The sequence below is a fragment of the Dolichospermum sp. LEGE 00246 genome (genome assembly GCF_015207865.1).
GTDB lineage: Bacteria > Cyanobacteriota > Cyanobacteriia > Cyanobacteriales > Nostocaceae > Dolichospermum > Dolichospermum heterosporum.
This window is the reverse complement of record NZ_JADEWA010000362.1, coordinates 1-5590: the sequence shown is the minus strand read 5'-3', so window position 1 is coordinate 5590 and position 5590 is coordinate 1. Positions and strand designations below refer to the sequence as shown.

At 39.3% G+C, this 5590-nt stretch carries 4 protein-coding genes and 1 pseudogene; 4 read left to right on the top strand and 1 reads right to left on the bottom strand.

What is annotated here, in order from left to right; all coding sequences use genetic code 11:
* Positions 1-242: pseudogene (locus tag IQ228_RS19720) on the top strand (PD-(D/E)XK nuclease family protein); the annotation flags it as partial.
* 69 nt (positions 243-311) lie between these two features.
* Positions 312-2624 (top strand): single-stranded-DNA-specific exonuclease RecJ, encoded by a 2313-nt coding sequence (gene recJ, locus IQ228_RS19715; RefSeq protein ID WP_027403673.1) that lies wholly within the window; start codon positions 312-314, stop codon positions 2622-2624.
* A gap of 310 nt (positions 2625-2934) precedes the next feature.
* Here the strand turns inward: recJ and IQ228_RS19710 are convergent, their stop codons facing one another.
* Complete coding sequence (locus tag IQ228_RS19710; RefSeq protein ID WP_027403674.1) at positions 2935-3414, bottom strand: molybdenum cofactor biosynthesis protein MoaE; 480 nt, start codon at positions 3412-3414, stop codon at positions 2935-2937.
* Between the two features lie 165 nt (positions 3415-3579).
* Here IQ228_RS19710 and IQ228_RS19705 point away from each other — a divergent pair, with 165 nt between their 5' ends.
* Both IQ228_RS19705 and IQ228_RS19700 read left to right on the top strand, forming a co-directional pair.
* On the top strand, positions 3580-4602 hold the full coding sequence (locus tag IQ228_RS19705; protein ID WP_027403675.1) for a DMT family transporter: 1023 nt from the start codon (positions 3580-3582) through the stop codon (positions 4600-4602).
* Positions 4595-5524 carry an LD-carboxypeptidase gene (locus IQ228_RS19700; RefSeq protein ID WP_035082639.1) on the top strand — a complete coding sequence of 310 codons (930 nt, stop codon included), beginning with the start codon at positions 4595-4597 and terminating at the stop codon, positions 5522-5524. Before IQ228_RS19705 ends, IQ228_RS19700 begins: the two co-directional genes overlap by 8 nt.
* The last annotated feature ends 66 nt before the right edge of the window (positions 5525-5590 follow it).

Here is a 5590-nt window from a genome sequence, read left to right as displayed (position 1 = left end):
GTTATAATCAGAAAGAACATCAGAAAACAGCACAGGAATTAAATCAACTATTAGACAATCTCACACAATGGGTAAAAGATTATCAGAATAATATATCATTACCACAAATTGCCAAATCTCAGAAAATATGTGAATCTTGTCAATATACCATGAGGTGTCAACGTCAAAAAATCACACAAGCAACAGAAGATATTAACCAGCAATTTCCTAATTTAGAAAATATTGCTGAAGTATCACTTTAAATTAATGAATAAGATTGTCTCACGCAAAGGCGCAAAGAAAGAAATACAGAAGTTAGAATGTGGTTTAAAATGGAATGGATTTTAACAGGAACGGAACAACCTCCTGATTGGTTTATCGAATTAGTGAAAAAATACGTACCAACAACAGGTGGTAACTTTGCTGCTCAATTATTTTGGCAACGGGGAATTCAAGATCAGGAAAAGTTAGCGGCTTTTATTAATTATCAAATTTATCAACCTGCTGATGTTTGGGAATTTGGTCAGGAAATGAATTTGGCTGTACAACGGTTAATAACTGCCGGGAAAACAGGAGAAAAAATTGTTATTTGGGGAGATTTTGATGCCGATGGAATTACCTCGACTGCGGTATTATGGGATGGTTTAGGTGAATTTTTTCAGCAACATCGTCAATTAAGTTATTATATTCCCAATCGTTTAATAGAATCTCATGGTTTAAATCAGCCAGGAATTGATAATTTAGCAGCCCAAGGTTGTAAATTAATTATTACTTGTGATACAGGCAGTACAAATATTTCAGAAATCATCTATGCCCAAAGTTTAGGGATAGATATAATTGTGACTGACCATCATACATTACCACCAGAACGCCCCCCGGTCGTCGCCATTATTAACCCGCGTTATTTAGCAAAAGAACATCCTTTATATCATCTTTCTGGTGTGGCAGTTGCTTATAAATTGGTGGAAGCATTATATATAAGTTTGCCAGATATTCCCGAACATCCATTAACAGATTTATTAGATTTAGTAGCAGTAGGATTAATTGCCGATTTAGTCCAATTAAGTGGTGATTGTCGCTATTTGGCACAGTTGGGAATTCAACAATTACACACAGACTTTAAAAAAATCCCATCAGCCAGAAGAAGACCAGGAGTGGGGAAGTTATTAGAATTATGCCAGAAAAGTGGCGATCGCCCCACAGATATTTCCTTTGGTTTGGGACCCCGCATTAACGCCGTTAGTCGCATTCATGGTGATGCTAGTTTCTGTATAGAATTATTAACCAGTAGAGATATGCAGCGTTGTCAACAACTTGCAGAAGAAACAGAATTAGCTAATTCCCGTCGCAAATCTTTACAAAAAGATGTCCAAGTCCAAGTTACTAAAAAACTCAGTCAATTAGACTTATCAACCACCAGCGTCATCGTTTTAGAAGATCCTCAATGGGCAGGTGGTGTTTTAGGTCTGGTTGCCGGACAAATTGCCCAAGAAACAGGGCGACCGACAATTTTGCTAAGTACAGAAGCAAAAGAAAATAAGACGGATTCTAGCCCATCTCTAGCACGAGGTTCTGCCCGTTCCATTAACTCCGTTGATTTATATCAATTAGTTCAAGAACAAGCCCATTTATTACATCGTTTTGGAGGACATCCCTTTGCTGCGGGTTTGAGTTTATTAGTAGAAAATATCCCCCTATTTACAGCCGCCATTAACCAGAAATTACGTCAATCTTTAGGAGGAATAAATCTCACTCCAACAGTGCAAGCTGATTTGGTGGTGACAGTTGCCGATTTAGGCAAAGATTTATTTTTAGAATTGAAACTATTAGAACCCTGTGGAATGGGCAATCCTATCCCCAAATTATTAATTAAAAACTGTTGGTTCGAAAATTCTTGGCATAAAAATCAAGAAGATTTAAAAGGAAATAAAATCCAATATATTAAAACTGACTTCAATATTCGAGATAATTCTACCAACAATCCGTTTCCGGGGATTTGGTGGGGACACTATAAAGAAGAATTGCCTATTGGTAGATGTGATTGTATTGCCGAAATTGATTTTAACAGCTTTAAAAACCGTTATGAAATTAGATTAATCGCCGTCCGTCCTAATACGGAAAGTGAATTAAAAACCAAAAATTCAGCATTGATTTTAGATTGGCGAAATCAGGAAAATTTAACCGAACTAACCTCAGAAAAATCATTATTAATTATGCAAGATTGCCCTACTAATTGGGATAATTTACGTTTGTGGGTAAAGCAATCACTAAATCAGAGAAAACAATTAGTTATTGCTTGGAGAAAACCCCATAATTTAACTCCCAAGGACATTTGGTTAACTTTATTAGGCATTTCTAAATACCTGAGTCGAAAAAATCAACCTGTTACCCACGTCCAACTTTTAGAGAAACTAGGTATTAGTGATCAAACCCTATATTTGGGTTTTCAAGCATTAAAATATTTAGGATTTATCATCCAACGTCAAGATAATCATCTACAAATAATCTGGGATTCCACATATCATTACCAACCAGCAGATCATGTTATTAACAAATTTTTAGCCGCAGTCAGAGAAGAACAATTTCAACGAGATTATTTTTTTCATGTGCCTTTATCTATTATTGTTGCCATGATTGGTAAATAATCTCATTTCGTAAGTTGGGTGGACGGATGTTATACTCAAAACGGCTAGAAGCTGGACTTTTTTATCATACAAAGAACAGCCGATGCTCTGAAATCCTTCAGTGACCCTGATATATTAGTTGAAATCAGCGAACTAGATCAATTAATTGCGGACATCAGTAAAAACCTTTAATTAGTCCCCAAATATCGCGGTAGGCGCCGGGGTGCTACCCCTACACTAAATCCAATTTTTCTGTATCATTAATTTTGTCTACCTACTTAACAGGTAACGGGTTTGGTAGGGGTGGAGGTTCACAAACTTCTGTCCCTATTTAATGGTTACAGTTTTTAATAGATACCCAACTAGAGTCTGCTATGGGAGAACCATCTTCGCCTAGCAAGCTGTAGTGTTCCTTTTTCCAAATTGGCGCATTATGTTTGAGTGTATCAATAGCATACTCACAAGCGGCAAAAGCCTCACCACGATGGGGACAACCCACAGCCACAACCACACTAATTTCCCCAACTAATAATCTGCCAATGCGATGATATATTACCACCCGACTCACATCAGGCCATTGATGGCGAATATCATCAGCAATTTGATAAAATACCTGTAAAGCCATCGGTTCATAAACCTGATATTCCAAAGCTACCACAGACTTACCATCAGTTTGATTACGAACCATACCACTCATCAGTACCACAGCACCATTAGCAGGATTATCTGCTTTACTGTAGATTTCTTCCACAGACAATGGCGCTAATGTAATCCCAAAACCATCTTCAACCCTGGGTTTAGTTGTCATCATACAAAAATCCTCAAATTTATTCATCCGCGTTTATCTGCGTTTATCTGCGGTTAATAATTGTTCTATAAGTTTATGTGAACCTTAATTCCACCAGCCAAGACTCTAAAAACCGTAAAATCAGTTAAACTAATTTTTTCATCTATTCATAAAAACCATAATTATCTCATGCAAGTGCAACTCAGTGGATCTAAAAATCCCCTTGCGTATCTGCTATTAATTGCTCCTTTTTTCCTTTGGGGTACAGCAATGGTGGCAATGAAAGGCGTAATTCCTCACACCACGCCTCTATTTATGGCTGGAGTCAGATTAATACCTGCGGGGGTGTTAATTCTCATGGTGGCTGCATTTATGGGTAAACCCCAACCTAAAAGTTGGTTAGGATGGTTGTGGATTATTATATTTGCTTTGGTTGATGGTACATTATTTCAAGGCTTTTTAGCCGAAGGTTTAGTCAGAACCAATGCCGGCTTAGGTTCGGTGATGATAGATTCTCAACCTCTAGCGGTAGCTTTACTTTCACTCTGGCTATTTCAAGAACATATTGGATTATGGGGATGGTTGGGGTTAGGTTTGGGAATGACAGGAATTAGTCTGATTGGTTTACCTCAAGAGTGGATTTTCCATATTTTTGAGGCGGGGATCACTATTTCCATAGATAATTGGCAAGAGTTATTTAATAGTGGTGAGTTATTAATGTTACTCGCCGCTTTATCAATGGCTGTGGGAACAGTGATGATTCGGTTTGTGTGCCGCTATGCAGATCCGGTAACGGCTACAGGATGGCATATGATTATCGGTGGCTTGCCTTTGTGGGGAATTTCTTCAGTATTAGAATCTCAACAGTGGGAAAATCTTGTCCTATCGGACTGGATGGGATTAGGTTATGCTACTGTATTTGGCAGTGCGATCGCTTACGGATTATTTTTCTACTTTGCCTCTAGTGGTAATCTCACCAGTTTAAGTTCTCTGACTTTTCTCACACCCGTTTTTGCTTTAATATTTGGTTATATTTTTCTCAATGAAGTCCTGACTACTATTCAATGGTTTGGGGTTTTTCTTACCTTAATCAGTATTTATTTAATTAACCAACGGGAAAATATCGGCGGAAATCAGAAACCTACTATCACCGATACAACTACCACATCTACTCAGAATTTAACAACCGCCAGTAATTCTCTTGATGTCTAACATTCAAAATCTCAAATCTACCCTCCTACCCCCACCCCTCAAACCCGGTGATTTACTGCGCGTCATTGCCCCCAGTGGTGCATTGCGAGAAGTTGAAGCTTTTAATCAAGGTGTAGAAATTTGGCGATCGCACGGCTATCGGATTAAAATCAGCGATAACATAGATAACAGACATGGTTATCTAGCTGGTACAGATGCCCATCGTCGTCAACAATTAGCCACAGCATGGCAAGATCCAGAATGCAAGGGTATTCTCTGCGCGAGAGGTGGTTTTGGTAGCACCCGGATTTTAGAAGATTGGACTTGGCAAGAAAATATCATTACCCCTAAATGGTTAATCGGCTTTTCTGATATCACAGCCCTGCTTTGGAGTCTCTACAACGCCGGAATTGCCAGTGTACATGGTCCCGTCATGACTACCCTAGCCAATGAGCCAGAATGGTCAATCAAGCGGTTATTAGACATAGTAGAAGGTCGGGCGATCGCACCTTTAAAAGGTTGTGGTTGGGGTGGTGGAACAAGTACGGGAATCTTGCTTCCTGGTAATCTCACAGTCGCTACCCATCTTTTAGGAACACCGATTTTACCCAACCTTGATGGTGTGATCTTAGCCTGGGAAGATGTCACAGAAACACCTTATCGCATTGATAGGATGTTAACTCAGTGGCGTTTGAGCGGGGCCTTATCTAAAGTTCATGGTATTGCTTTGGGAGGGTTTACCAAGTGTGAAGCCCCACCTCACATACCTAGTTTTACTATAGAGGAAGTTTTGCGCGATGCCTTTGGCGGGCGAAGCCATCGCTTGGGTGATTTGGGTATTCCCATAGTTTCTAATCTCCCCTTTGGTCATGATAGACCCAATGCTGCTTTACCTGTGGGTATAAAAGTAACCCTAGATGGAGACAATGGGATATTGAGCTAGTAGTCTGTCAACCCGAAAATGACGGGTGAAGGCAAGTTGGGGAGGTTGGGGAGGTTGTCTCTTATA

Coding starts and splice junctions, on each gene's coding strand:
- recJ (WP_027403673.1), top strand. CDS start 312: ATGGAATGGATTTTAACAGGAACGGAACAACCTCCTGATTGGTTTATC.
- IQ228_RS19710 (WP_027403674.1), bottom strand. CDS start 3,414: ATGATGACAACTAAACCCAGGGTTGAAGATGGTTTTGGGATTACATTA.
- IQ228_RS19705 (WP_027403675.1), top strand. CDS start 3,580: ATGCAAGTGCAACTCAGTGGATCTAAAAATCCCCTTGCGTATCTGCTA.
- IQ228_RS19700 (WP_035082639.1), top strand. CDS start 4,595: ATGTCTAACATTCAAAATCTCAAATCTACCCTCCTACCCCCACCCCTC.